The 22,516-nt window shown below is 45.0% G+C and carries 20 protein-coding genes and 1 riboswitch; of the genes, 18 read left to right on the forward strand and 2 right to left on the reverse strand.

Translation table 11 applies throughout. The features are described from left to right. Nucleotides 1–17: 17 nt before the first annotated feature. Nucleotides 18–1,226: an acyl-CoA dehydrogenase family protein gene (locus ACNQGS_RS19225; protein ID WP_491488784.1), complete on the forward strand. Its 1,209-nt coding sequence runs from the start codon at nucleotides 18–20 to the stop codon at nucleotides 1,224–1,226. A 51-nt stretch (nucleotides 1,227–1,277) separates the two neighbouring features. Here the strand turns inward: ACNQGS_RS19225 and ACNQGS_RS19230 are convergent, their stop codons facing one another. Beyond that, nucleotides 1,278–1,592 carry a DUF3870 domain-containing protein gene (locus ACNQGS_RS19230; RefSeq protein WP_213119000.1) on the reverse strand — a complete coding sequence of 105 codons (315 nt, stop codon included), beginning with the start codon at nucleotides 1,590–1,592 and terminating at the stop codon, nucleotides 1,278–1,280. Nucleotides 1,593–1,840: 248 nt separating this feature from the next. Between ACNQGS_RS19230 and ACNQGS_RS19235 the strand changes: the two genes are divergently transcribed. From ACNQGS_RS19235 to ACNQGS_RS19260, 6 genes are all read left to right on the forward strand, one after another. Beyond that, nucleotides 1,841–2,143 carry an MTH1187 family thiamine-binding protein gene (locus ACNQGS_RS19235; protein WP_213119001.1) on the forward strand — a complete coding sequence of 101 codons (303 nt, stop codon included), beginning with the start codon at nucleotides 1,841–1,843 and terminating at the stop codon, nucleotides 2,141–2,143. Nucleotides 2,144–2,259: 116 nt separating this feature from the next. Next, nucleotides 2,260–2,302, forward strand: a riboswitch (PreQ1 riboswitch). Nucleotides 2,303–2,354: 52 nt separating this feature from the next. Further along, the gene (gene queC / locus ACNQGS_RS19240) at nucleotides 2,355–3,014 is read left to right on the forward strand and encodes a 7-cyano-7-deazaguanine synthase QueC (protein WP_491488755.1); all 660 of its coding nucleotides are present in this window, start codon (nucleotides 2,355–2,357) and stop codon (nucleotides 3,012–3,014) included. 4 nt (nucleotides 3,015–3,018) lie between these two features. Then, entirely contained in the window at nucleotides 3,019–3,501 is a 483-nt protein-coding gene (gene queD, locus ACNQGS_RS19245) for a 6-carboxytetrahydropterin synthase QueD (RefSeq protein WP_491488756.1), read from the forward strand. Next, a complete protein-coding gene (gene queE, locus ACNQGS_RS19250; protein ID WP_491488757.1) occupies nucleotides 3,494–4,222 on the forward strand; it encodes a 7-carboxy-7-deazaguanine synthase QueE in 729 nt (242 codons plus the stop codon). The genes queD and queE overlap by 8 nt, the downstream gene beginning before the upstream one ends. A 351-nt stretch (nucleotides 4,223–4,573) precedes the next feature. Next, nucleotides 4,574–6,133, forward strand: a complete 1,560-nt coding sequence (locus ACNQGS_RS19255) for an AMP-binding protein (RefSeq protein ID WP_491488758.1) — start codon at nucleotides 4,574–4,576, stop codon at nucleotides 6,131–6,133. Nucleotides 6,134–6,147: 14 nt separating this feature from the next. Further along, nucleotides 6,148–7,716 carry a class I adenylate-forming enzyme family protein gene (locus ACNQGS_RS19260; RefSeq protein WP_491488759.1) on the forward strand — a complete coding sequence of 523 codons (1,569 nt, stop codon included), beginning with the start codon at nucleotides 6,148–6,150 and terminating at the stop codon, nucleotides 7,714–7,716. 211 nt (nucleotides 7,717–7,927) lie between these two features. On the opposite strand, the gene ACNQGS_RS19265 is transcribed toward ACNQGS_RS19260, so the two are convergent. Next, nucleotides 7,928–10,066 (reverse strand): sigma 54-interacting transcriptional regulator, encoded by a 2,139-nt coding sequence (locus ACNQGS_RS19265; protein WP_491488760.1) that lies wholly within the window; start codon nucleotides 10,064–10,066, stop codon nucleotides 7,928–7,930. A 234-nt stretch (nucleotides 10,067–10,300) separates the two neighbouring features. Here ACNQGS_RS19265 and ACNQGS_RS19270 point away from each other — a divergent pair, with 234 nt between their 5' ends. The 11 genes from ACNQGS_RS19270 to ACNQGS_RS19320 all read left to right on the forward strand — a co-directional run bounded on the left by ACNQGS_RS19270 (nucleotide 10,301) and on the right by ACNQGS_RS19320 (nucleotide 22,501). Next, the gene (locus tag ACNQGS_RS19270) at nucleotides 10,301–11,086 is read left to right on the forward strand and encodes an enoyl-CoA hydratase/isomerase family protein (protein ID WP_491488761.1); all 786 of its coding nucleotides are present in this window, start codon (nucleotides 10,301–10,303) and stop codon (nucleotides 11,084–11,086) included. 350 nt (nucleotides 11,087–11,436) lie between these two features. Further along, entirely contained in the window at nucleotides 11,437–12,801 is a 1,365-nt protein-coding gene (locus ACNQGS_RS19275) for an acyclic terpene utilization AtuA family protein (RefSeq protein WP_491488762.1), read from the forward strand. A gap of 3 nt (nucleotides 12,802–12,804) precedes the next feature. After that, nucleotides 12,805–13,149 carry an AtuA-related protein gene (locus tag ACNQGS_RS19280; protein WP_491488763.1) on the forward strand — a complete coding sequence of 115 codons (345 nt, stop codon included), beginning with the start codon at nucleotides 12,805–12,807 and terminating at the stop codon, nucleotides 13,147–13,149. Between the two features lie 12 nt (nucleotides 13,150–13,161). Further along, nucleotides 13,162–14,310: an acyl-CoA dehydrogenase family protein gene (locus ACNQGS_RS19285; RefSeq protein ID WP_491488764.1), complete on the forward strand. Its 1,149-nt coding sequence runs from the start codon at nucleotides 13,162–13,164 to the stop codon at nucleotides 14,308–14,310. A 237-nt stretch (nucleotides 14,311–14,547) separates the two neighbouring features. Beyond that, entirely contained in the window at nucleotides 14,548–15,735 is a 1,188-nt protein-coding gene (locus ACNQGS_RS19290) for an acyl-CoA dehydrogenase family protein (RefSeq protein ID WP_491488766.1), read from the forward strand. A gap of 46 nt (nucleotides 15,736–15,781) precedes the next feature. Further along, nucleotides 15,782–17,320 (forward strand): acyl-CoA carboxylase subunit beta, encoded by a 1,539-nt coding sequence (locus ACNQGS_RS19295; RefSeq protein ID WP_491488767.1) that lies wholly within the window; start codon nucleotides 15,782–15,784, stop codon nucleotides 17,318–17,320. A 23-nt stretch (nucleotides 17,321–17,343) separates the two neighbouring features. Next, entirely contained in the window at nucleotides 17,344–18,870 is a 1,527-nt protein-coding gene (locus ACNQGS_RS19300; protein WP_491488768.1) for an acyl-CoA synthetase, read from the forward strand. Nucleotides 18,871–18,875: 5 nt separating this feature from the next. Next, a complete protein-coding gene (locus ACNQGS_RS19305; RefSeq protein WP_491488769.1) occupies nucleotides 18,876–19,316 on the forward strand; it encodes a MaoC/PaaZ C-terminal domain-containing protein in 441 nt (146 codons plus the stop codon). Between the two features lie 159 nt (nucleotides 19,317–19,475). Beyond that, the gene (locus ACNQGS_RS19310; protein WP_491488770.1) at nucleotides 19,476–20,348 is read left to right on the forward strand and encodes an ABC transporter permease; all 873 of its coding nucleotides are present in this window, start codon (nucleotides 19,476–19,478) and stop codon (nucleotides 20,346–20,348) included. Beyond that, nucleotides 20,345–21,355, forward strand: coding sequence for a hypothetical protein (locus tag ACNQGS_RS19315; RefSeq protein WP_491488771.1), 1,011 nt, complete (start codon nucleotides 20,345–20,347; stop codon nucleotides 21,353–21,355). Before ACNQGS_RS19310 ends, ACNQGS_RS19315 begins: the two co-directional genes overlap by 4 nt. A gap of 51 nt (nucleotides 21,356–21,406) precedes the next feature. Then, nucleotides 21,407–22,501, forward strand: a complete 1,095-nt coding sequence (locus ACNQGS_RS19320; protein WP_491488772.1) for a threonine aldolase family protein — start codon at nucleotides 21,407–21,409, stop codon at nucleotides 22,499–22,501. The last annotated feature ends 15 nt before the right edge of the window (nucleotides 22,502–22,516 follow it).

Below are 22,516 nucleotides of genomic sequence, written 5' to 3' on the forward strand. Positions count from 1 at the left end.
CAGGGGGAGAATGTGTGATGAATTTTGAATTCACGGAAGAGCAGGAAATGTTAAGAAAAATGGTAAGAAGCTTTGTTGATAAGGAAATCAATCCGAACATGCGGGAGTGGGACGAACGCGGTTATTTCGATCCGGTCATTTGGCAGCGTTTAAAAGAATTGGATTTGATGGGGGTTTGCATTCCGGAAGAGTACGGCGGCAGCGGCATGGATTATAACTCGCTGGCCATTGTTTGTGAAGAACTGGAAAGAGGTGACACCGCTTTCCGTACTGCCGTATCGGTTCACATCGGGTTAAATAGCATGACTTTGTTGCAGTGGGGAACAGAAGCACAAAAGCGGAAATATCTCGTCCCGCAGGCCAAAGGCGAAAAGATCGGAGCGTTTGGATTAACGGAGCCTGGCGCGGGGTCGGACGTGGCATCGCTTGGGACAACGGCTGTGGAGGACGGTGACTACTATATTTTAAACGGACAGAAAACATGGATTTCGTTGTGTGATGTGGCCGACCATTTTATCGTGTTTGCCTATACGGATAAAGACAAGAAGCACCACGGAATTTCCGCCTTTATCGTGGAGCGGACGATGCCTGGTTTTTCTTCTAAGGCGATAAAAGGGAAACTCGGAATCCGCTCAGGGAATACCGGGGAATTGTTCTTCGATCAGGTGCGCGTTCCGAAAGAAAACTTGCTTGGCCAGGAAGGGGAAGGCTTCAAAATTGCCATGTCCGCGCTGGATAATGGACGCTTTACAGTGGCCGCGGGGGCTGTGGGTTTGATCATGGCGAGCTTGGAAGAAAGCGTGAAGTATTGTCAATTGCGGAAAACGTTTGGCAAGGAAATCGGCAAGCACCAACTAGTTCAGCAAATGATTGCTAATATGGAAGCCGGCCTGCAGATGAGCCGCCTGCTTGTGTATCGTGCCGGTGAGCTGAAAAATAAAGGCGTGCGCAATACTCGTGAAACGTCGCTGGCGAAATGGCAGGCCTGTGATTTTGCCAATAAGGCGGCAGATGATGCAGTGCAAATCCACGGGGCGTACGGTTATTCAAGCGAATACCCTGTGGAGCGCTTTTTGCGGAACTCCAAGGCGCCGGTCATTTACGAAGGTACGCGAGAAATTCATACGGTTATGCAGGCGGAATATGTGCTGGGGTATCGTGAGGATAAGGCGCTGAGCAACATGCTTCCCGCGTGGCCGTTTGAGAGCGACAAAGTTACAGTTTAGGCTTTTTATTGGGGGAGCGGATTGGTTTTTGTCGATCCGCTCTTTCTCTTTTTATTGGACGGAATTCATAGTTTCATATTGCTTGTATAAATCCTTTAATGCCGCAATCAGGGCGTGATTGGCTTTTCCTAAATAGCCATTTTTTAAGTCTTCGAGTGGCTTATCAATCCCGTGACGTAAACTATACCCTTTCAATAGCCTTGAAATATAATCCCTTCCATGCTCCGTAGCCAGCGTACATGAGGCGTCAACAATCACGCCATAATGCTTATCAATCTCAGCCGTAATCGTCAGCGTTTCATAAATGCTTCTGGCAGCCATACCGGTTGGCAGCTTGGCGTGACCGGCTATAAAATAGGTATTCATACAAATCTCTCCTAGTTGGTTTAACTTAAGAATAATACAAAACACTTCAATTGATAAGCGTAATATTTATTTCAAAATTTGACTATGAAAATTGTCTATTTTTTGTAAAAAATCGGATTCTAACGTTAAACAGGCCCATATTAAACAGATTCAAATGACAAGATAATTTGCTAACTAAGTCTGCGAATTTTTGTCCTTACCATTTCATATGATATTCTTTTTATATAAAGAATTAGGAGGATGTAGCGATGGCTATCATTGATATAACAGTTATTCCGGTTGGGACAGGCACTACAAGCGTCAGCGAGTATGTGGCGGAAATACATAAAGTTCTTCAGCGATATGAAGACAGAGTAAAGTATCAACTAACCCCGATGAGCACACTGATTGAAGGGGATTTAAAATTACTCTTAGAAATTGTTCAAGAAATTCACGAGGTCCCATTCCAGAAAGGTTTGCAAAGAGTCTGCACCAATCTACGAATTGATGATCGCCGTGACAAGGAACATTCAATGGAGCGGAAGTTGCAGTCAGTACAAACAAAATTGTAAAGTCAGAGTGGTTGTTTTTTTGAAAAGGGTACAAAACCGAAAAAATCTCGATAGATAGATTGAAAAATGATAGAAATGGTTTATAATCGAATAGTCATATAAAAAATCCGCACCCTGCGGTAGAGGTTCTAGCTACCCTCTTTAAAAAACTAAGGAAAACAGGACTGCTTTCTTTAGTAGTCCTGTTTTTCTATTTAAAGGAGAATTTATGATGAAGAAAGATAAAGCAGTTGTAGTTTTTAGCGGCGGACAGGACAGCACCACCTGTTTATTTTGGGCATTAGAACGATTTGAAGAAGTAGTGGCGGTTACGTTTAACTATAATCAAAGGCACAAGCTTGAAATCGAGTGCGCCCAAAATATCGCGCATGAACTTGGAATAGAGCATCATATTTTAGATATGTCATTGTTAAACCAACTGGCACCAAACGCCTTGACCCGTAAAGACATTGAGGTGAAGGAAGGAGAAAATGGTGAATTGCCTTCCACTTTTGTACCGGGACGGAACCTTTTATTCATCTCTTTTGCGGGGGTGCTGGCAAGCCAGGTTGGGGCAAAGCACATTATCACCGGTGTTTGCGAAACGGATTTCAGCGGTTATCCGGATTGCCGCGATGTGTTTATCAAGTCTTTAAATGTCACATTGAATTTGTCAATGGACAAAGATTTTGTCATTCATACTCCGTTAATGTGGCTAAACAAGGCCGAAACCTGGCAGCTGGCCGATGAACTGAAGGCGCTGGATTTTGTCAGGGAAAAAACATTAACCTGCTATAACGGGATCATTGCCGATGGCTGCGGTGAATGCCCGGCTTGTAAACTAAGAAAACGCGGCCTTGATCAATATTTAAGCACACGAGAGGAGTTGTAACGCAATGTATGGCTTTCGGATTGTCGATAAACTCCAAAAAATAGATGAAGATATCAACCGCAGTCAATTGAAATACCATCACAAACGCGTCCTTGTTAGCAAGGAATTTACCTTTGATGCCGCCCATCATTTACATTGCTATGAAGGTAAATGCAAAAACCTTCATGGCCATACGTATAAAGTCATTTTTGGAATCAGCGGCTACGTTGATGACCGCGGTTTGATGATGGATTTTGGGGACATTAAAGACATTTGGAAAAATGAAATTGAAATTCATCTGGATCATCGCTATTTAAATGAAACCTTACCGCCAATGAATACCACGGCTGAAAACATGGTGGTCTGGATTTATGAAAAGATGGCTGAGGCACTTACGAAAGAAGAGCGGAAGAATCAGTATAGTGGCGCAAGAGTGGAATTTGTCCGGTTGTTTGAGACACCGAAAAGCTATGCGGAAGCTAGACGGGAGTGGATGGAAGTTGAGTAAAATACCCGTAATGGAAATTTTCGGACCTACCATCCAAGGGGAAGGGATGGTCATCGGCCAGAAAACGATGTTTGTAAGAACTGCTGGCTGTGATTATTCCTGCAGCTGGTGCGACTCCGCCTTTACCTGGGATGGCACCGGTAAAAATGATATTCGCATGATGGAAGCAGAGGAAATTTGGGAAGAGATGAAGCGAATCGGCGACATGAATTTCTCCTTTGTCACGATCTCAGGCGGGAATCCTGCGTTATTGAAAAATCTCGATGAATTCATTAAGATCCTAAAAGATAATCAAATAAAAATTGGTCTCGAAACCCAAGGGAGCAGGTGGCAGGAGTGGTTTTATGAGATTGATGAATTAACCATTTCCCCCAAGCCTCCAAGCTCGAAAATGGAGACGGATTTTGAAATTTTAGATGAAATCATTAGGAAACTTACACAAAATAATTTAGCGCAACAATTCAGCTTAAAGATTGTGGTATTTGATGATCTTGATTATGAATATGCCAGAGCAGTTCATTTCCGTTATTCGGATGTTCCCTTCTTTGTACAGGTTGGTAATGATCATCTGTCAACAATGGATAATCAGGAGCTGCTTCTGCATCTTATTAATAAATATGAAAGACTGATAGACAAGGTCATGCAGGACTCCGAAATGAATAATGTGAAGGTTCTTCCGCAATTGCATACTTTTTTGTGGGGAAATAAAAGAGGAGTTTAGGTGAAAAAACAGGCGATGTCCATGGCGGCATCGCTTTTTTTTTACATCACAATCAAACTGTTTATAAAACTATACAACTGTGTTTTTTTTATAACATTTGTTTAAGGAGAAACTTTTTATATAAGGCGTCAGCAAGTATATCCCCCATTTGACATAACTGGTATGATTCTTGCATTTCTTAAGGTAGGTATTAAAACCCATAGTTAAGGAGGATTCTGAACATGTAAGATTGGAAGGCAATCGGATAAAAAAATAAACCTTTTTTAATCGGAATGAGGATTTTTTAATGTAAGCAAAAATGGAAGCGATTTCAAGGGTTGAGGAGTAATTTGAGAAAACGGGGGGAAGCTTATGAGTGAAATCACCATCTTAAATCGAGTGGCCATCGGCGATATTGTGCGCAGGACGGCAGCCAAAAATCCAGCCAAAACGGCCATCATTTCAGGGGATAAAAGGATTTCCTATCAAGAGTTTAATGAAGATTGCAACCGCTTTGCGAACTACCTTTTGGACCTCGGGTTAGAAAAAGGAGATTCGGTTGCCACAATTTGCGGAAACAGCTGGCAGTTTCTGGTTGCCATTTTTGGAATCGCAAAGGCGGGTTTGGTTTGGGTTCCGATTAATCCGGGGGTATCCTTTAACGAAAAGTCATATATTCTTGCAGAGGTCCGCGCAAAAGTCCTTATCTGTGACGAGGGATTTTTACAAGACAAAAAAGAAGAATTTTCAAGCATGTGTCCGGAATTGCTCATTATTGGAAATGTTGCCACTGAGGCTGAAAAATTTGAGCATGCCTTAAATTTTAACCATACAGAAGAACCGGAAGTGGAGATTGGGGACCGTGACCTGGCCCAAATCATGTTTACAAGTGGAACGACTGGCTCACCAAAAGGAGTCCTTATTAACCATCAAGCTGTGTTTATTGCCAGTCTGGCCAATATTATTGAAGCGGGGATGGCGAAGGACGATATTGCGACGATGATGATGCCGGTGTTCCATTGTGCTCAGCACACGCTTGTCTCGTCCTTTTTCCACTTAGGCGCAACCGTTGTGGTAATCCAAGGCTTCGAACCGGAGTCCTTTATGAAAACAGTCGAGAAGGAAAAGATCACCTGGATGTTTGGCCTGCCGATGATGTACCGGGCATTTCTCTACCATCCTTCTTTTAAAAAATATAATCTATCAAGCCTGCGCTATTGCCTCTACGCCATGGCCCCTATGGACCGCAATACGCTAGAAAAAGGAATCAGTGAACTAGGCTGTGAGTTTGCATTAGGGTCGGGACAAACCGAAATGTATCCGGCTACCTGTGTGTTTAAACCTGAGGACCAACTGCGAAAATCAGGTCCGTATTGGGGGACAGCATCTTTGATTACGGACATCGCGATAATGGATGACGATGGAAACCTGCTAGGAAAAAATGAAGTAGGTGAAATCGTTCACCGCGGTCCGAATGTTATGGCCGGCTATCTCAATAATCCGGAAGAAACGAAGCGGTCACGGCAGTTCGGCTGGCATCATACCGGGGACTTAGGGTATTTTGATGAGGATGGGCTGCTAGTTTTTGTGGACAGGAAGAAGGACATGATCAAGACTGGTGGGGAGAATGTAGCATCTATTCAGGTAGAACAAGCGTTATTGTCCTATCCCAAAGTATTAAATGCGGTTGCCGTCGGTCTGCCGCATGAACGCTGGATTGAGGCTGTCACGGCATTTGTTGTGTTAAAACCTGGGGAGGTAGCGACGAAAGAGGAAATCCTTAAACATTGCAAGGAACATCTTGGGACCTTCCAAGTCCCAAAAGAGGTGTTAATAGTAACCGAGCTTCCCCAGACAACGACCGGAAAAATCCAAAAGAATGTGTTGCGGGAGCAGTTTAAAAATTTATATTCTAATAACCCAGTAGTTTAAAAGGGGGGATGTTTTTGCAGGACTGGATTGTTCATAAAGTATTGGCGAATGCCGTTGATCGGTTCCCGGATCAGCCATTTTTAATTTATGAAGACCAACGGATTAGTTATAAGGAACTGGATGATATCACCGATGTATTGGCGTCTGCCCTCCTCCAGGAGGGTTTTGAAAGAGGCGACAAAATTGCCATTTTGGCGTTAAACCAACTGGAGTGGCTGTATACGTATTTCGCGGCAGCCAAAATCGGTGTCGGCGTGGTGGCCCTGAATGTCCGTTACCGAGATTCTGAGCTGGAGTATATGCTGAACAATTCAAAAGCAAAGGGGATTGTTTCTATTTCCTGCCATCAAGGCTTTAATTTTGTCCAATTTTTCGAGAAGTTTCAAGATAAGGTTCCGACAGTGGAAAAATATATTTTCATAGGCTATGGGTTCGAAGGAAGCCTATCTTTTGAAGAGTTGTTGGCTAGGCCGCTTGACCGGGGAAGGCTTGAGGCCGCAAAGCAAGCGGTCTTGGAAGAAGATACAGCCGTTGTCATCTATACATCCGGCACCACCGGAAAGCCAAAGGGGACAATGATCACCAACCGCAGTATCCTGGCGTCAGGCAAAGCCCAGGCAGACCATTTGTCGCTTGGGGCGGAGGATTGCACAGTGGGGAGTTTGCCGTTAAACCATGTCGGAGGCATTACCTGTGCGGTTCATGCCTTATTAGTAAGTTATGGCAGTATTGTTCTGGTACCTGAGTTTATACCAGAAAAGATCTTGCAGGTTATTCATGAGGTGAGACCTACCATTTTTGGAGGAGTACCGACGATGTACCTCATGCTATTAAACCATAAACATATTAATCAATATGACCTTAGTTCCGTTAAGGTCTGCATCGCCGGCGGATCCAACGTCGACCCTACCCAATGTGAAATGATCGAAACGAAATTTCCAAACGCCAAAATCATCAATTTATATGGCCTAAGTGAAACATCCGGTGCCTGCATCATGACTAGGTTAACGGACTCTCTTGAAAAAGTGCAGCAAAGTATCGGCGTTCCAATTGGCGATTTTCGCTTGAAGATTGTCGATGCGGAACAAAAGGAGCTTGCAAGCGGCGAAGTCGGAGAAGTAGCGGTAAAGGGAAACTGCCGGGCGAAGGGGTATTTTGAACTGGAAGAAGAAACAAGGCTGGCATTTTCTGAGGATGGCTGGCTTTATACCGGAGATATGGGCTATCTGGATCATGAGGGGTATGTGATTTTAAAAGGGCGAAAAAAGGAAATGTACATTCAGGGCGGCTATAATGTCTATCCTGTCGAGGTGGAAAATATCCTGATGTCTCATCCGAAAATAGGTTTTGCTGCCGGAATTGGCGTGCCTGATTCATTCCTTGGCGAAGTGGGTCGTTATTACATTATCCCAAAAGAGGGGGCGACCATGACCGAAGAAGAAGTCAAATCATTTGGTCAGCAGCATTTAGCCGATTACAAGGTGCCGAGGCAGGTTGTGTTTGTCAGCCAGCTCCCGCAGACACCAGCGGGCAAAATCCAAAAATCTGCGCTGAAGGAGCAATATTTGAAACAGCTGCAGTGAGGAAAAACAACCACATGGGGCTGTGCCTGTGTGGTTGTTTTCTATTTTGTGGAGGCAAGAAAGCGATTCGCTGATAGAACCCGTAAATTCGCCAATAGAACCTTAAAATTCGCCAATAGAATGTCGGAATTCGCCAATAGAAGCGAAAAATTCGCTGATAGGGGTGTAACAAAATAGGTTTTGTTCAACGAAATTAATAAAAGAATAGCCTCTAGGTAAACCGAATCTCCAATTCTTCAATAATCTGATACCTTTTCATTTTCTGATATAGTGTCGTTCGGCTGATTCCTAGCAATTCCGCGGCTTTTGTGCGGTTTCCTCGGCATTTTTTTAACGCTTGCAGGATTACTTCCTTTTCCGTCCGGCTGATGGATTGCTTCCGGTCAATAGGAAACTGGGACTCGCTAGTTTTTGATTTTGGAGAAAGTACCGGCTCTTGAGGCAGTAATTTCAATTCTTGTGGAAGATGTTCGATTTCAATCCATTCCGAACTACTGTAATGGAAGGCCCTTTCCAAGACATTTTCCAATTGCCGGATATTCCCTGGCCAGTGGTAGTGCTGCAAGCTGCTTGCTACTTCCGGCGAGACGCCGATAATGTTCTTTTTCGTTTTGAAATTAATTTTATTGATAAAATGGCGGCACAATAATGGAATGTCATCGAGTCGTTCTCTTAATGGCGGGATGTGTAAATGGATGACATGAATCCGGTAATAGAGATCTTCTCTGAATTTCCCCTGCTCTACAAGCTCCCCCAAGTCCTTGTTAGTGGCTGAAATAATCCTAACATTTACCTTTGTGGTTTTGGTGGCGCCGATTCTTTCAAATTCTTGCTCTTGCAAGACTCGTAAAAGCTTTACTTGCAGAGAGACAGGCATTTCGCCGATTTCATCGAGAAACAATGTTCCATTATTAGCAAGTTCGAACTTGCCGGGCTTTCCTCCTTTTTTCGCTCCGGTAAACGCGCCATCCGCATAGCCAAAGAATTCAGATTCCAGCAATTCCTCAGGGATGGCCCCGCAATTCACCTTAATAAAGGCGCCTTTGCAGCCTGATACCCGGTGAATCCCTTCGGCGATCAGCTCTTTGCCGGTCCCGCTTTCTCCGGTAATTAACACATTGGATAAAGATTTTGCCGCAATCACCGCATCCTGCTTGAATTTTTCCATTTGTGAATTTTGTGAGATGACGTGAGCAAATGGGTCCGTATCTTTGGAAATACGGGATAATTCTCCGCGGTAAAAAGAAATCTCACTTTCTAATTTTTCCATGTGAAAAAGAAGGTCTCGCCATGCTTCGAGCTGCCGAAAAATGATTTTAAAAATGGCGCCTAGCTTTTGGCCATCCTGGTAGATGGGCATTTGCGCGATAATGCATTTTCGTTTGTTGATCTCTATGAGTTTTCCCTCAATTTTTTTATCCATTTTCAAGCTGAGTTCAGAAGGAAGCTGGGGTGCTATTTTTGAAATAGGGGTACTTAGAAGCTGGTCTTGCTGGTCAAGGGAAAACAGATCCAGAAACCCTTGATTGGCCATCGTGATCAACCCGTGCTTGTCTGTGACAGCCACCCCATCGTAGGCAAGCTCAAGGGCGCTGTCGAGAATCTTCTTAAGCTGATTGGTCGTTTCCAATTCAGCGGCAATGATTTCATAGGAGGTGACATCTCGCAAAACCACCATGGCGCCGGTAATTCGGTTAAGTTCTCTGATAGGAATAAAGGAAGCGATTACTGTGAGGTCTTTAAAACTGAAACGTTTTGCCTGTTGAATTTGACCTGTTTTCATGGTCTCAATTAACCCTTTTCGGAAATCGGGGAGAAACAGGTCAATGGGAGCATTCAGCAGCGTTTTGCCGTTTAATTGCAGCAGGTCTAAAACGGTGTGATTAAAAGTTGTGATTTTTAGATTGGAGTCAACGGAAATCACCGCATCCTGCAGGTTTTCAACCAGTGATTTCATGCGGTTCAGTGTATCCTCCAAGGCGGTCATGTTTGAGTACACCAAATCCAGCTTTGACATGATCCCAAATACATTTTGATACTGGTCGAGGACGACAGCCTGACTGACATTGCCTTTGATCATAATTTCTCTTGCATCAAGCAAAGTCAGGTCTTTTAGAATCGTGACAACGTTTTGTTTGATGAGTGGCCGAATGGAAGAATCTAGAGGTGTGCTTTCAAGCAACGCCCGATAAATCGCATTTTTATGTAGAATTCCAAGCAATTTCCTGTCTTCGGTGGTAACACAGCCGATGTCCACCCGATGGGATAAAAACGCAGAAATGGCGTCGCGAATCGTGCTTTCAAGGGATAACTGCACAAAATTGACGGTTGTAAAGCTGCTAACTTTCAATCGAAAGAGACACCTCCATATCAATCTGAAAATTAATACTTTTCACACATTTATAATTATAGCGCTTACTTTTAAATAAAACAATCGCTACAGTGTACACATCTTTGAACAACTGTTCACTTTTGTGCACAAGGTGTTTATTTTTGCTGGGGAAATAGGGGATGTTTGGCTTAAAAAGGTTGGCACGTTTTTTGCAACATGCATATTGATACTCCTATTTAAGAGGTGAACGACATGTCCTATGAAACGATCCGCTACGAAGAAATTGAAAACGTTGCCAAAATTACGTTGAATTTACCGGAAATGAGAAACCCGCTAACACAGGACTCGACAAGAGAGCTTACTTTGGCGATTAGGGAGGCGGACCAGAATCCGGAGATCCGCGCGATTATCCTTACCGGTGCCGGTACGGCGTTTTCGGCTGGCGGTAACCTGAATGATTTTAAAAAGAATTTCGAGAAAACAGCCCCGGAACTTTATTTTGAAGGGCGCGAAAGTACGGAATTATTCAAGCTGGGTGCTGAAGTCACCACTCCGTTGATTGCCAGCGTCAATGGGCCGGCGTTGGGGGGCGGAACTGGGTTAGTCGCAATGTGTCACCTTGCCATCGCTTCAACCGAAGCCAAACTTGGTTTAACCGAACTGCGATTGGGGCTGGTGCCGTTCGTGATTATGCCATGGGTCCGGCGGGCTGTCGGCGACCGGAAGATGATGGAACTGATGCTGACTGCGGAGATTTTTTCGGCGGAGCAGGCGAAGGAATTAAACCTTGTTCATCGAGTTGTAAATCCGGATGAGCTTGAGGCGGAAACGATGAAACTGGCAAGGCAGGTCGCGAGTTTTAGTCCGCTTGCTGTCAAATTGAGTTTGGATGCTTTTTTTACAACCGAGCAGATGGATTTGCTGAAGTCGTTTGATTATTTGACGACGCTTAGGCTTGTATCGTTTATGAGTGAGGATTTAAAAGAAGGGGCATCAGCTTTTCTGGAAAAAAGACGGCCGAATTGGGCGGGGAAATAGGGGGGATTTTTGAGTCGCTAAAAGAAATGGGGGATTCGCCAATAGAACGGATAAATTCGCCAATAGAACGGTGTGATTCGCCAATAGAAGCGTCCGAATCGCCAATAGAATCGTGAAATTCGCCAATAGAACGATGGGAATCGCATCGAATGGTGAGATTCGGGAAGAGAACGAAGGGATTCGCCGATAGAATCGTAGAATTCGCCGATAAATTGCTGAGATTCGCTGATTGATAGGTGAAATTCGCCGATAGCACCGTAAAATCCGCCGATAGAACCACGAAATTCTCTGATGCAATGTAATTTACATCAAAAAAGCTAATCACCGACTACTGAAAGGAGGAATTTGTCATGAAAAAGGTACGAATCGGCGCTGCCCAGGGCTTTTATGGGGACAGCATCGAAGCCGCCGTCTCCACCGCAGCAAAAGGGAATGTGCAATATCTTTGTTTCGACGCCCTGGCCGAGCTGACGATGGCCATCCTGGTTAAAGATAAACGAAAAAATGAACAGGCAGGCTTCACCAAGGATTTGCCTCTGCAAATGAAGGCGCTGCTTCCATTTGTAAAGGAAAAGGGTATTAAGCTGTTAACGAATGGCGGCGGCATCAACCCGCTTGGCGCTCAACAGGAAATTTTAAGAGTAGCTAGAGAATTGGGGATGAGCGGTTTAAAAGTCGCGGTCGTGACCGGAGACAATGTACTCGACCGAATCCCGGAGTTTATAGAAAAGGGATATTCCCTTAATCATCTTGAAACAGGTGAAAGGATCGAGGCAGTTAAAGACAGGCTGGAGTTTGCCAACGCCTATATCGGTGCCAAGCCGATTGTCGAAGCTTTACGGTCCGGCGCAGATATCGTTGTTACTGGACGGACGACGGATACCGCTCAGTTTTTAGCGCCGTTAATCTATGAATATGATTGGAAAGAAGACGAGTGGGATAAGCTTGCCAGCGGTATTTTTATGGGGCATTTGCTCGAGTGTTCGGCGCAATCAACAGGAGGGAATTTCAGCGGCAATTGGCAGGATATCGAAGGCTTTGACCGAATGGGCTACCCGATTGCCGAAGTATCGGAAAATGGTGACTTTACCATTAGTAAGGTTGAAGAACAAGGTGGCCTAGTCACAGTTGATACGGTAAAAGAACAGATGCTTTACGAGATTCACGATCCGTCGGCCTATATTACCCCTGACGTTATTGTCGATCTAACCGGCGTTCATTTAGAAAATAGCGGGCTGAATCAGGTGGCGGTGACAGGGGTGAGAGGTAAACCGCGGACAGATACATTAAAGGTCGTCATGGGCTATGAGAACGGGTATGCCGCGCAAGTGGTTGTCGGGTTTGCCTGGCCAGATGCATTACAAAAAGCAAAAAAGGTGGATGAAATCATTCGCACGCAGCTGGAGAGGTACCGGTGGAACTATGAGGAAGTTCGCACAGATTTCCTTGGATACAACTCCTTAAGTGGACCTCTCGCTTTTGAACCTGAGCAGGAATTAAATGAGGTGTATTTACGGATGGCGGTCAAAGCAAAGACGAAACAGGAAGCGGCCCGTTTTAGCAGGCTCTTCCCGCCGCTGGCTTTGAATGGTCCTCCATCGATGAGCGGTTTTACGGGCAACTCTTCTCCACGGTCGTTACTCGGGATGTGGTCGACACTGATTCCACGGAGTGAGGTTGAAAATCTTGTGAAAGTTGAACTGCAGGAGGTGTAAAAAATGGCCATCGTCAAGCTGAGAGACATCTCACAAACTCGTTCCGGGGATAAAGGAAACATGGTGAATATCGGTGTGTTTGCCCCGAACCCGGCCATCTATCAAATTTTTTTAGAAAAACTAACTACTGAGCGGGTGAAAGAGCATTTTATAGGACTTGTGGAGGGAGAAGTGGCCCGCTACGAACTGCCAAACATTCTTGCGCTTAACTTTGTTTGCAAGGAGGCATTAGAGGGCGGCGGTTCCGCCTCATTAAGGCTGGATAATCTCGGCAAGTGCTTTGGTGCGAATATGATGCGGCTCGAATTAGAAGTGGATGATTCATTATTAGCAGAACTAAGAAAATGAGGTGAACAGGTGATGCCATATGAACCATATTTTACGGAAGAACATGACCAGCTTCGAAGAATGATTCGTAAATTTGTAGAAAATGAGATTGCACCGTATGTGGATGACTGGGAGGAACAGGGGGAATTTCCACGCTCCGTCTTTACAAGAATGGGAGAACTGGGGCTGTTGGGTCTGCATTATCCGGAGGAAGTTGGCGGGCAAGGGGGAGATTATTTTTCCGGAATTGTCCTAGCGGAGGAATTGAACAAATGTGGCTGCGGCGGTGTTCCGATGGCAATAGCTGTCCAAACTGATATGGCCACGCCGCCGATTTATAAGTTTGGAACGAAGGACCAGCATGAACGCTTCCTCAAACCGGCTCTGAGAGGGGAAAAGATTGCGGCCATCGGGATTACCGAACCGAACAACGGCTCGGATGTCATTGGGATTCAAACGCGGGCCAGAAGAGAAGGCGACGAATGGGTCATTAATGGGGCGAAAACCTTCATTACCAATGGGACGCGGGCGGATTTCATCACTCTCGTTACGAGAACATCTGATGATCCGGGTCCGAAGGGAATAACGTTGTTCTTAGTGGAGACGAATCGTCCTGGTTTCTCTGTCGGGAAAAAGCTCGACAAGGTCGGAATGCGTTCTTCTGATACAGCGGAGCTGATTTTCGATAATGTTCGTGTTCCTCATGAAAACCTGCTGGGAGAAGAGGGCAAGGGCTTTTATCAAATCATGTGGCAGCTTCAGGGAGAGCGCATGGTTGGCGCTGCTGGGGCTATCGGCGGTGCCGAACATGCGTATGAGCTGGCGTTGAACTATGCCAAAACAAGAATTGCCTTCAACCAGCCAATCAGCAATTTCCAGGTCATAGCCCACCTGCTTGCCGAAATGAAAACGCAAATTGAGACCTGTAAGGAATTGACCTACGCGACCGCTTACCGGTTCTCAAGAGGAGAGGTGCCGTCCAAAGAAATCTCGATGACAAAATTGGCAGCCGCGCAAATGTTGCATTGGGTCGCTGACCGCGCTCTGCAAATCTTTGGCGGCAATGGCTATATGGCGGAATATACGATTGAACGTGCCTGGAGGGACAGCAGGCTGCCGAGAATTGGCGGCGGCACGGATGAAATTATGAAGGAGATTATTGCGAAGCAGATGGGGTTATAAAAAAGGTAACTTTAGAGGGTTTGGGTGGGCTGATTAAAGAAATATTACCTGATTTTTAGAAGGAAAATCGGTAATGAAATAGGGTTTGGCGGATATCTATTAACATTTGGCGGATATTCGTAGAGTTTCGGCGGATAAGTCCCCGAAATTGGCGGATATATGTATAATTTTGGCGGATAAGTCCCCAAATTCGGCGGATACCAATGAAAAGAACCAGTCTAAAAAAGGAGGGGTAAGATGGGTCACTGGATTTTTACGGACGAACATAACATGTTTCGGAAAACGGTTCGCTCCTTTGTGGAAAAAGAAATAACCCCGAATATTGAACAATGGGAAAAAGACGGTCAGACGCCGAAAAGCCTGTATAAACGAATGGGGGAGCTTGGCTTTCTTGGGATTAAGTTTCCGGAGGAGTATGGCGGCAGCGGTCTTGATGTTGTTATGGAAGCTGTTTTTACCGAAGAACTCGCAAGATGCGGTGCAGGCGGGGTCGGTGCGGCGATTGGCTCACATACAACCATTGCCATGACCAATATTTGGCGTTACGGGAATCACGAACAAAAGCTGAAGTACCTCGTACCAGGGATTAAAGGGGAGGCCATCTCAGCACTGGCGGTAACCGAGCCGGGTGGCGGGTCAGATGTGGCCGCCATCAAAACGACTGCTAAAAAAGATGGCGACTATTACGTCCTAAATGGTTCGAAGACCTTCATTACGAATGGCGTCAATGCCGATTATGTAATTGTTGCCGCGAAGACAAAGGAAGGGCCGCAGCATCGCAATATAAGTTTATTTATTGTTGAGACTAATTCAGATGGTTATTCGGTTGGCAAAAGCCTGAAAAAATTAGGCTGGCGCTCTTCAGATACCGGGGAACTTTTTTTCGACAATGTCATCGTGCCGAAAGAAAACTTGATTGGCGAGGAAAATGAAGGCTTCGTTTATATTATGAAAAATTTTCAGTATGAGCGGCTGATTCTAGCGTTGGGCTGCATCGGAGCGGCTGAGAAGGCGCTCGAGCTAACGGTCCAATACAGTAAGGAAAGAATCCAGTTCAATAAGCCGCTCTCAGAGTTTCAGGTGCTTCGACACAAAATGGTCGACATGGCTGTCGATATTGAAAAAGCTAGAAACCTTACTTACCGGGCTCTTTACTTGTACAGTCAAGGGAAAAACTGTGTCACGGAAGCGACAATGGCAAAGGCAGTTGCCAGCGAAATGGTGAATCGTGTTTGCGACCAAGCGGTGCAAATTCATGGCGGCAATGGCTATATGATGGAATACCCGATTCAGCGGTTGTGGCGTGATGCCAGGATTCAAACTATCGGCGGCGGCACGACACAAATCATGAATGAAATACTTACCAAACAGCTGGGAATCCTGACACCCGTGGAAGTCCCGGCGAATAAGGCCCCGAAGTCTTAAAAACCAATCCAAATCGAAGCTTACAATCTCAAAAACTACCAAAGGAGTGCTGACCTTGGAACGTGAACGAAAAATCCTCGCGGAACGTGAACGCATTTATCAGGGTGGACCTGACCACGACAAAATAAAGAAGATAGGAAAACTGTTTGTCCGGGATCGGCTTAGGCTCTATTTTGACAATGAACAGCCCTATTATGAAACCGGTCTGTTTGCCAACGCCACAAAGGAAAAACTGCCTGCGGACGGGGTTGTAACGGGCACAGGCAAAATTAATGACCGGCTTGTATTTTTCATGGCCAGCGACTATACCGTTAAGGCTGGCTCCATCGGCAAATTCCATGGCGAGAAAATCCTGCGGATTCAAGAGGCAGCGATTCGCGGCAGACGGCCGATTGTCTATATGATTGATTCCTCTGGAGGAAGGATTGACGAAGCCGGCGGCTACCATGTGGAGAAATATTCTGGAGGGAAGATTTGGTATAACCACAGCATGCTGTCCGGACGCGTCCCCCAGATTGCTGTGCTTTACGGTCCATGCTTTGCAGGGACCGCCTATATGCCGGTTTTTTCCGACTTTGTCATCATGGTCGACAAAATTTCTGGGATGGCGATTGCTTCGCCAAGAATGGTCCAAATGGCGACAGGGCAGCAGGTGGATGTCGAGGAACTGGGCGGCGCCACAATGCACACAACCAAAAGCGGGTCGGCCGACTTTATCGCGAAATCTGAAGAAGAAGCAGCCGAGCTTGTTAAGAAACTACTAAGCTACCTGCCTGATCATTTCGACGGAAAGCTCCAGGAATTTCCAGCTAAGGAACCAACGCGAAATCCAGCCGAAATAGACAATATTATTCCTGTCGAACCAAATCGTGCCTACGATGTCCGGAAATTAATCGAATCGATTGTTGACGGTGACAGCTTCCTTGAAGTCAAAGCTAATTATGCAAAGGAGCTGGTGACCGGTTTTGCCCGCTTGAACGGGAAAACGGTTGGAATTGTTGCTAATCAGCCACTTCATAAGGGGGGAGCCATTTTTCCAGAGTCGTCGGATAAAGGTGCTAAATTTGTTTGGACTTGTGATGCCTACAACATTCCTCTGCTGTATTTATGTGATACGCCTGGGTTCATGGTCGGCACAAAGGTAGAGCAGGAGGGAATTCTTCGCAAAGGCCGGAACTTTATTTTCGCGAGCTCAACGGCCAATGTTCCGAAAATGTGCGTGATTGTCCGGAAGGCTTATGGCGCGGGGATTTATGCGATGGCAGGTCCGGCCTATGAACCGGATACGACGATTGCCCTGCCGTCCGCGGAAATTGCCATCATGGGTCCTGAAGCAGCGGTCAACGCCGTTTACTATAACAAAATTAAAGCCGTGGCTGACCCGGAAGAGAGGGCAGCCCTAGTGCAAAAGCTGCGCGAGGAATACCGGGCAAGCTACGACATTATCAAGCTATCAGGCGAGCTGGTCGTAGACGATTTGGTTGTCCCAAGTGAATTGCGCCAGGAGCTGATCCGCCGCTATGAAACATTCGAAAACAAAGATTTCCCGCTTCCGGCGAAAAAGCATTCAACTATTTTAAGTTAGGAAAAAGATTAGGGGTGTTGGGTATGGTTCAGGGAATCGGAAATTGGCTTGTGAAACATTGTAAGGTCCGTCCGGATAGACTGGCGCTTGTCTATAACGAAAAACGGTTTACGTACTTAGAATTTAATGAACGGGTCAATCGGCTGGCTAATGCCCTTCTTTCCTTAGGGGTAAGGAAGGGTGACCGGGTCGATGCGCTGCTTCTTAACACGAATGAAATGCTCGAAGCAGTGTTTGCCTGCGCGAAAATTGGCGCAATCTTTGTGCCCATCAACTTCCGTTTAAGTGCCGAAGAAGTCCATTATATTGTCAATGATTCAAGGGCCTATCATTTTATTTATGACAGCCGGATGAGGCCGCTGGTAGATCAGTTGCGAACGATGAAATCCAGTTTGCTTGAATACATCCACGTCGGGAACCAACCGCATGATGATGATTTGCTTTATGAAAAGTTGCTGGAGGAAGCGTCACCGGATGAGCCGGGCTTTGAGATTGGGAACGATGACATCCATTTAATGATGTACACATCCGGTACAACCGGCAGGCCGAAAGGGGCAATGTTAAGCCACGGTAATACCCAATGGAATGCCATTAACTTCATCCACAACACCCCTGTTGATTATTCTGATACGACGCTTGCCGCGGCGCCGCTGTTCCATATTGGCGGAATGAGCGTGTTTACGTTGCCGCTAATTTATAAGGGCGGGGCAAACATTTTGATAGATGGTTTTGACCCAGTGAGAATTTTACAAAAAATCAACGATGAACAGGTAACCACCTTATTCCTAGTCCCGGCGATGTGGCAGGCGTTAATGAGTGTTCCTAATTTTGAGGCCTACGATATTTCTTCGCTTCAATTCGCCGTATCAGGTGGGGCACCTTGTCCGATTACAGTGATTGAATTTTTCCAAAAACGAGGAATTCCGTTTTATGAGGGATTTGGGCTGACGGAAACGGCTCCGTTTGTCAGCATCCTTGATAAAGAAAATACTATCCGCAAGAATGGCTCGGTCGGGAAAGAGCCAATGCACACCACAGTCCGCATAGTCGACCCGCTTGACCGTGATGTGCGGCCTGGCGAGGTGGGAGAGCTGATTGTGAATGGTCCGAATGTGATGGTTGGCTATTGGAATAAGCCGAAAGAAACAAAAGAGGCGATTCAAAACGGCTGGTTCTACACAGGTGACTTAGCCAAATTTGATGAGGATGGGTTTATTTATATTGTTGACCGCAAGAAGGACATGATCATTACCGGCGGGGAGAACGTCTATCCGATTGAAATCGAGCAGGTTCTATACCGGCATCCAAATATCCGCGAGGCTGCGATTATCGGCTATCCGGATGGAAAATGGGGTGAATCGATTAAAGCCGTGGTTGCTTTGAAGGATAACAGTCAAACAATAACAGTGGCTGATTTGGAGAAATTTCTTGTTGGAAAAATCGCCCGCTTTAAAATGCCAAAGCAGTTGGAAATTGTCGAGGCACTGCCACGCAATGCAACCGGGAAAATATTAAAAACCGTCTTAAGGCAAAACAATTCGAAAGGGTGATATAGGTGTACGATAAATACTTTGATCATTTTGAAATAGGTGAAAAGTGGGAGTCACGTGGGAGGACGATTACGGAAACAGATCTTGTCATGTTTTCTGCTCTGACAGGAGACTATTATCCGCTCCATACGGATATTGAATATGCAAAAAATACCATTTTTAAGCAAAGAATTGCCCATGGAATGCTGGTGCTGTCGTTTGCGGTGGGTTTAACAAAGATGGATCCGAAAATCGTGGTAGCAAATTACGGCATTGATAAACTGCGCTTTATCCAGCCTGTCTTTATTCACGATACCATCCATGTCGAACTGGAAGTCATCGATCTCCAGGATAAAGGGAATGGCACCGGTGTCGTCACAGTCAAACAGTCGGTCGTCAAACAAACCGGCGAACCATGCATTGTCGGAATTTCGAAAGCCTTGATTAACAAAAGACAGTCTGTATAAGAAATATAAAATAGATTTATTACAACGAGCTGGGAGAAGCAAACTCCCAGCATTTTTTTGTATTTTTTAAAAAAGTTTCAAAATTTTGTAAACTAATCTACCTTTATTTTCGTCTAATTATTTTGGAGTTTTATTTTCATAGAAAAAAGAGGTGATGTAGTGAGAAGGTGGTTAGAGTTACCATTTAGGCTGCTTTTGATGGTGGCTGGATTTATATTTGTCTTCAATCTGCCGGCATTACTGGGCATTGGTGAAACATTAACTTTCAACCTGGAACCGTTTTGGAACAGTGTAAAGGGAAACCTGCAACAATTAACAAGAATTGATGACACCAGTTACATTTCCCTGTTTGATGAACAAAATCTCACTGAAAGCTATCGCTATACGATGACTATTTTCTGTTATTCTCTATTGACCGTAATAGGCACTGGAATGCTTGCGGCCATGCTTGTCCAACTTATGCCTAATAAAATCAGTAGAGTACTAAAGCAAGGATTCAACTTTTTTGAAGGTGTTCCTGATTTAATGGTCATTTTTTTGATTCAATTCTTCGTGATTGTGCTTTATCGAGAGACAGGCCTAAAGTTTTTGCAGCTTTACGGAGTGTTCGGGGCAAAGCCTTATGTTGTCCCGGTCGTAACGGTTTCCTTTCTACCCGCGATGCTGCTAAGCCAATTTCTTATTAAGGTGCTCGAGGAAGAAGAGGTTAAGGACTATGTTCAATACAGCAGGGCGAAAGGGCTTAGTCCATTAAGAATTCTTATCGTACATATGCTTCGTAACATTTTTTCGTTATTTATTATGCAGCTAAGAACGAGTATCTGGATCATTCTTTCCAATATATTTTTAATCGAATTTATGTTTAATCTGCCCGGCTTAACCAAAGTTCTTCAGTTGGTTACGATAAGGGGCGGCGGTTTCCTTGGCCTGGTCATTTGTCTGCTGTTATTTATCTTGCCGCTGTTAGTGATGGAATTTCTCAGTTTAATCGCCATCAAAGCTGTGAATCGAAAGGAGAGTGCAAGCATATGAGGAGCTATCGAAAAACTGCTATCGGCTCGGCGATTCTACTTCTCCTCCTCATCGCAAGCTTACTATACCCGCTGTATGGTCCGCTGGATTATGATAAAAAAGTCCTGATTACCAACGAAGCGGGAAAGGTCATCGGCCGCGCTCCGTTTCCTCCGTCTTCCGAGCATATTTTCGGAACAGACCGCAATGGACAGGATATGCTGCTGCTATTGCTTTATGGGGCAAAATTCAGCTTAATCTTAGCCATTGTTGTGGCATTCCTTAGAGTGATCATCGGCGGCTTGGTGGGCGTATTTATATCCCTTTGGGCACCGTGGCTAAAGAAATACGTCAATGACTTTTTTACGGTATTTCGTTTTGTTCCGGCTACTTTTTTAGGAATCATATTGATGTTGCCCGTCATGTTCCATGAAGAAAGGCCGATTTCCACAGTCGTTGTCTATCAAATTCTGATGCTGGTATTGATTGGCATTCCATCAGTGATCGTTTATACGGAGGAATTAACGGAGGAATTACTGAACAAGTCATTTATCACCACCTCCTTCCTGATGGGAGCTGGCAAGTTTCATATTATTAAAAGGCATTTACTCCCCTTTTTTCGCTCTTACGGCATTTTATTTACAGTTCAACAACTATTAACGACCCTGCAGATCACCATGCATTTGGGAATATTCGGCTTTTTCCTTGGAGGGCCGACAGTCGGTGGCATCGTGGGCTATGATGAGCCGCCGAAGCCTGCTTCCTTGTCTAATGAATGGGCGGGCCTAATCGGACAAAATTTATATGATTTTATCAGGGCCCCATGGACGATAACCGCAACAATCGTGTCATTTTTCTTGGTCATCCAGGTTGTGAATATGATAAAAAAGGAACTTGAAGAAAAAATGGCCGGATTACCGCAATTGAAACGAATGCCGAAATTAGTTCAAACATCGACTCGAACTGTTGGTAACCCTGGTTCTGAGCAGTTTATTTTTGTCAAAGAAAAAAAGAGTTTGGGTTCGTAGATAATTGTATAATGAAATTGAATCTTTAGTATGAAAAAGGGAGCAGGAAATATGAATAGATTGCAGGATGTATATAAAGAAACTCCATTTCAAGTGAACGGCCATGGTCCTAGAAAAATCCAAGTTTTGAAGGAAGCCTTTGAAAACTTTAATGGACAGCATGATAGTGAAATGTATGGGAAGGGGAAATTGATCGAGGACTTCGAGGGAAAAATGGCGTCTGTTTTGGGAAAAGAGGCTGCGGTATTTTTTCCAAGCGGGACAATGGCGCAGCAGATTGCGATGCGAATTTGGTGTGATGAAAAAGGCTTGAAAAAGGTCGCCTACCATCCGTTGTGCCATTTAGAGGTTCATGAGGAGGATGGATTAAAGGAACTGCATCAGATTGAATCAGTTTTGTTGGCCGATAAAAATAGAGTTATCGATTTCGAAGATGTGGCGGGTATGAAGGAAGATGTCGCTTGTGTACTTTTGGAATTGCCGCAGCGGGAAATTGGCGGACAGCTTCCGGACTATCAAACGCTTGAGACGATTGCAGCTTATTGCAGGGAGAAGGGGATCATCCTGCATTTAGATGGGGCTCGTCTTTTTGAAGTTCTTCCTTATTATAAAAAAACCGCTGCGGAAATTTGCAGCTTGTTCGACAGTGTGTACATTTCGTTTTACAAAGGAATTGGCGGGATTGCTGGTGCGGTTCTGGCAGGTGATAATGACTTTATTGAGAAATCCAAGGTGTGGAAAAGACGCCATGGCGGGGATCTAATCAGTCTTTATCCGTATTATCTGAGTGCCGATTATTATTTTGAAAAACGGATTGGGAAAATGCAGCAGTATTATGAGGAAGCAAAAAAGCTCGCTGGATTTTATAATCAGTGTTATGGCGTCTCCACTAAGCCGGAAGTGCCTGTTTCCAATATGTTTCATGTTCATTTCGATGCCCCGAAAGAAGAGATGGAGCGGATTTTAACGGAAATCTGTCGGGAAGCCGGAATTGGGTTATCAAGCTATGTGCGAGACGTGACGGAGACGACTAGTTATTTTGAAGTCAGTGTCGGGGATTTGTACGAGAAACTTCCTCGCGAAAAATTAACCGATGCTTTTAAATTATTGGATGCAAGAATGAGGGGAAATTCTGATAAGATCTGAACTTATAAAGACTGA

The sequence above is a fragment of the Neobacillus sp. PVCKKU3 genome, from assembly GCF_058323225.1.